This is a genomic window from uncultured Georgenia sp., assembly GCF_937958535.1.
Classification (GTDB): domain Bacteria; phylum Actinomycetota; class Actinomycetes; order Actinomycetales; family Actinomycetaceae; genus Oceanitalea.
The window spans coordinates 1-3,330 of record NZ_CALGNQ010000105.1 but is presented as its reverse complement, the minus strand read 5'-3'; the positions used below and the strand labels follow the sequence as shown (position 1 = coordinate 3,330).

The 3,330-nt window shown below is 74.9% G+C and carries 3 protein-coding genes; 1 reads left to right on the top strand and 2 read right to left on the bottom strand.

Annotated features, from left to right (window positions below; translation table 11 throughout):
- Positions 1-404: 404 nt before the first annotated feature.
- Positions 405-1,568 carry a YibE/F family protein gene (locus tag Q0195_RS05925; protein ID WP_299275853.1) on the bottom strand — a complete coding sequence of 388 codons (1,164 nt, stop codon included), beginning with the start codon at positions 1,566-1,568 and terminating at the stop codon, positions 405-407.
- A gap of 192 nt (positions 1,569-1,760) precedes the next feature.
- Entirely contained in the window at positions 1,761-2,291 is a 531-nt protein-coding gene (locus Q0195_RS05920; RefSeq protein WP_299275850.1) for a gamma carbonic anhydrase family protein, read from the bottom strand.
- A 139-nt stretch (positions 2,292-2,430) separates the two neighbouring features.
- Here Q0195_RS05920 and Q0195_RS05915 point away from each other — a divergent pair, with 139 nt between their 5' ends.
- On the top strand, positions 2,431-3,261 hold the full coding sequence (locus Q0195_RS05915; RefSeq protein WP_299275848.1) for an isocitrate lyase/phosphoenolpyruvate mutase family protein: 831 nt from the start codon (positions 2,431-2,433) through the stop codon (positions 3,259-3,261).
- The last annotated feature ends 69 nt before the right edge of the window (positions 3,262-3,330 follow it).

Genomic DNA, 3,330 nt, shown 5'->3' with positions numbered 1-3,330 from the left:
GCACCGCTCACGCTGCAGCCCCTGCGGTGGCTCGCCCTTTTCACTCAGAACGAGGTGTCGCAAAGGACGAGCCATGACCGCGAAGGGCGAAGCACCGGACAGGGACGGGACGGAGCACCGGACCGCACCGGGGCGTCACCGGGGCGCCGCCGGGGCGCTACCGGGGCATCGCTCACGCTGCAGCCCCTGCGGGTGGCTCGCCCTTTTCACTCAGAACAAGGTGCCGCAAAGGGCGAGCCATGATCGACAAGGGCGAAGCACCGGACCGGGACGGGGCGGAGCACCGGACAGGGACGGGACGGAGCGCCGGACCGGGACGGGGCGGAGTACCGGACGGGGACAGGGCGGAGCGCCGGACCGGGACAGGGCGGAGCGCCAGGCGCGGCGGGGGGTGCGGTGGCTCCTCAGCGGCGGGCGGAGGTGCGGACGAGCGCCGCGGCGATCGCCGTCGTCGCGGGGATGGCGAGGACCAGGCCGATGGAGGAGACCAGGGTGCGCACCACCTCCTCGGCGATCTCTCCGGCCATGAGCGTGTCGGCGAGCCCCCGGTCGTAGGAGGCGGCCATGAGGAGCAGCGGCAGCGCGGTGCCGACGTAGGCGAAGGCCAGGGTGTACACCGTCGAGGCGATGTGGTCGCGGCCGATGCGGATGCCGCCGAGCCACAGGCGGCGGCGCGGCATGGCCGGGTCCGCGGCGTGGAGCTCCCAGACGGCGGAGGCCTGGGTGATGGTGACGTCGTTGAGTGCGCCGAGGCCGGCGATGACGATGCCGCACAGCAGCAGGTCCTGCAGGCGCAGCCCCGGGAAGCTGCCTTGGAGCATGAGCGAGGTGTCCGCCGTCGCACCGGTGAGGTTCGCCGCCCGGGTACCCCATGCCGCCAGGCCGGTGGTCACCGCGAGCCCGATGAAGGTACCGAGCAGCGCCGTCGTCGTCCGGACCGAGACGCCGTGGGCGAGGTAGACGGAGAAGAACATCATCGCGCTGCCGCCGACGAGCGCCACGAGCAGCGGTGGCGCGCCGGTCATCAGGGCGGGGAGCACGAAGAGGACGACGACGGCGAGCGAGGCCGCCAGCCCTGCCATCGCCGCCAGGCCGCGCCAGCGGGCGACGAGGAGGACGACGACGGCGTAGAGCACCGCGAGCCAGGCCACCGGTGCGGTGCGCTCGAAGTCCCAGAAGACGTAGGGCACCCCGGAGGCCAGCGCGGTGGGGCTGAAGAGCAGCCGCACCCGGTCGCCCACCTCGGTGCCGTTGTCGAGCACCTCCGGCGGCACCTGGACGGGGATGACCTGCCCCTCGCCGACGCCGGTGAGCAGCTCGGCGCGGACCTCCTCGCCCGGGGTCCCGGTGACCTCGACGATCTCGGCGGTCTCGATGCTCATACCCTCGGCGAGGAGCGGCACCGAGCCGACCGGGCTCTCCCCCGAGGGCCACAGCCACACCAGCCCGGCCAGGGTGGCCAGGAGCAGCGGGACGACGAGGACGGTGAGCAGCGTGCGGGCCCGCCGCGCCTCGGCGGCAGGCAGCGCGGCGGGGGTGGTGTCCGACAGGACGTGGGTGTGGGCCATCGGGAGGAACCTAACCCGGCGCCTCCGCCTCACCCCCGCACGACACCCGGTCGCCGGTCACCCGCCGGGGACACGGCCCAGCCGGCCCCCCGCCCCCGGACACCGCCCAGCAGGCCGCCAGCCCCCGGACACCGCCCAGCCGGCCCCCAGCCCCAGGACACCGCCCGGCGAACCCCCGGCCCGGGGCGCGGCTCAGCGAGCGTCGCCGGCCGCGGCGGTCGCGGCCGAGTGACGTCGGGCCAGGTCGAGGTACATCCTGCCGTTCGCCCGGATGTGCTCCACCTCCTCCTCCCGGAGCTCGCGGCGCACCTTCCCGGGGACACCGGCGACGAGGCTCCCGGGCGGGATGTCGGCGTTCTCCGGGACGAGCGCGCCCGCGGCGATGAGCGACCCGGCGCCGATGCGGGCACCGTTGAGGATGGTGGCGCCCATCCCCACGAGGACGTCGTCCTCGACGGTGCAGCCGTGCAGGACCGCCCCGTGGCCGACGGAGACGCCGGTGCCCACGTGGACGGGGAACCCGGCATCGGTGTGGACCACGACGTTGTCCTGGAGGTTGCTCCGCGCACCGATCCGGATGGCGTCGCAGTCGGCGCGCAGGACGGCGCCGTACCAGACGCTCACCTCCTCGCCGAGCTCGACATCGGCGACGAGGACGACCCCCGGCGCGGTCCAGGCGGTCTCGTGGACGACGGGGCTCTGCCCGTCCAGCGTGATGTGCAACGAACGTCTCCTCTGGTCGTGTGCGGATGCCGTGGCGGCGCGGCAGGGACAGTCTGCCCGGCCCGGGACCGGGGCGGCCGCGCACCGGACGAGCCGACCGTGGCTGTCCTCGGTGCCACCGCCCCAGTACTGTGCCGATGTGCCCACCCAACCGTACGGGACCGTCACCCCACGGCCAGGCAAGGCGGTCCGCCTCCTCACCCTCCACCACGGACCCGGCTTCGTGCTGCCCAACGCCTGGGACGCGGGGTCGGCACGCATCCTCGAGGCGCTCGGCTTCCCCGCCATCGCCACGACCAGCTCGGGTATCGCGTGGTCGCACGGGCTGCCCGACGGGGAGTCGCTGGACCGCGAGACCATGCTCGAGCACATCGCCGGCATCGTCGAGATGGTCGGCGTGCCGGTGAGCGCGGACCTCGAGGCGGGCTACGGTCCCTCCCCCGACGACGTCGCCCGCACGGTGTCCGGGGCGGCGGGGGTCGGGGCGGTGGGCGCCAACCTCGAGGACGTCCGGGACGGTGAGCTGCTCGACCTCGAGCACGCCGTCGAACGGGTCGCGGCCGCGCGGTCGGTCGCGCCGCACGGCACCTTCGTGCTCAACGCGCGCACCGACACCTACCTGCTCGGCACCGGCGAGGACGTCTTCGCCGCGACCGTGGAGCGCGCCCAGCGCTTCGTCGCGGCCGGCGCCGACTGCGTCTTCGTCCCCGGCGTCGTGGAGGAGGAGACGATCCGGCGCCTCGCTGCCGAGATCCCGGCCCCGCTCAACGTCGTCGCGGGGCTGGCGAGCACCACCGACGCCCCGACGCTCTTCTCCCTCGGGGTCAAGCGGGTGAGCGTGGGCGGCAGCATCGCCCGGGCGGCGCTCAGCATCGTCGAGCGGGCCGGCCGCGAGCTCCTCGAGACGGGCACGCTCGGCTTCCTCGACGGGGCGGCCTCCTACGGCGAGCTGCAGGGCTGGTTCGAGTAGCCCGCGCCCGACGGCGAGCAGCCCGCGCCCGACGGCGCACGCCGCGGCAGGCCCCGCAGGGCCCGCCGC

Coding starts and splice junctions, on each gene's coding strand:
- Q0195_RS05925 (WP_299275853.1), bottom strand. CDS start 1,568: ATGGCCCACACCCACGTCCTGTCGGACACCACCCCCGCCGCGCTGCCT.